The organism is Bacillus sp. AP50 (genome assembly GCF_040492675.1).
Taxonomy (GTDB): Bacteria; Bacillota; Bacilli; order Bacillales; family Bacillaceae_G; genus Bacillus_A; species Bacillus_A cereus.
The window spans coordinates 1-1281 of sequence record NZ_JBEUTW010000566.1 but is presented as its reverse complement, the minus strand read 5'-3'; the positions used below and the strand labels follow the sequence as shown (position 1 = coordinate 1281).

Sequence of the window (1281 nt, the reverse complement as noted above, 5' to 3'; positions counted from 1 at the left end):
AGTTTGTATGATTTTATATTTATTATAATTTTAATATATGAGCTAAATAATAAAAAGATAAGGATTGGTGAAAATGAATAAGAAAGTTTGTGTGGTAGGTTTAGGTTACATTGGTTTACCAACTTCAGCTATTTTTGCAAAAGCGGGATATGATGTTATAGGGGTAGATGTAAACCCTGTTGCAATTGAAATGATTAATCAAGGTAAAGTTCATATTGAAGAGGTTGGATTAGGAGAATTAGTTAAAGATGTAGTAGAAAAGGGGAAATTGAGCGCTAGTGTAGAACCAACCAAAGCCGATGTGTTTATTATTGCTGTTCCTACACCACACAATGCTGATCATACTGCAAATTTAGACTATGTCGTAGAAGCTACTAAGTCTATTTTACCATTCTTACAGAAGGAAAGTATTGTAATTGTAGAATCTACGATTCCACCAAGAACTATTGATGATATAGTGGCTCCAATTATTGAGGAACAGGGATGGAAAGTAGGGGAAGAAATTTACCTTGCACATTGTCCGGAACGTGTGTTACCTGGACGTATTTTAATTGAATTAGTAGAGAATACAAGAATAGTTGGTGGGATTAATAAAAAATCTACGCAAAAAGCAGCCGAAGTTTACGGTTGTTTTGTAAAAGGAGAAATCCTTGAAACTACTGCTGTAACAGCAGAAATGTCTAAGCTTATGGAAAACACATTCCGCGATGTAAATATTGCATTAGCAAATGAATTAGCAAAAATCTCTGAAAAACTTGGCGTAAATGCTTTAGAAGTTATTAAATTAGCTAACCATCATCCTCGAGTAAATTTACATCTTCCAGGACCAGGGGTTGGAGGACATTGTTTAGCAGTGGACCCGTATTTTATTATTGAAAAGGCACCCGAAGAGTCTCAATTAATTTCTAATGCGCGCTTTATAAATAATTCTATGCCTGTATTTGTTGTAGAACAATTAGCAAAAATTATTCCAGATAAAAATGCAAAAGTTGCAGTTTTAGGAATTACATATAAAGGTAATATCGATGATGTCAGAGAAAGTCCAGCTATGACAATTGTAGATTTACTTAAAGAACAGGGTTATGAAGTTGCTGTACATGATCCTCATGTTCATGAAAATCAGGTCCATTTTAATTTATATAGTCTAGAGAATGCTGTAAAAAATGCAGAATGTATTTTAGTACTAACAGACCATAATGAGTTTAAACAAATAGATGAACAAGTCATTATTGATAACGCAAGAAAGGCTATTATATTTGATACACGTAATTGTATGAATAT

At 33.0% G+C, this 1281-nt stretch carries 1 protein-coding gene; it reads left to right on the top strand.

Annotated features, from left to right (window positions below):
- Positions 1–73: 73 nt before the first annotated feature.
- Positions 74–1281: nucleotide sugar dehydrogenase (locus ABWK52_RS26645; RefSeq protein ID WP_353772253.1), on the top strand; the 1208-nt coding region annotated here is incomplete at its 3' end.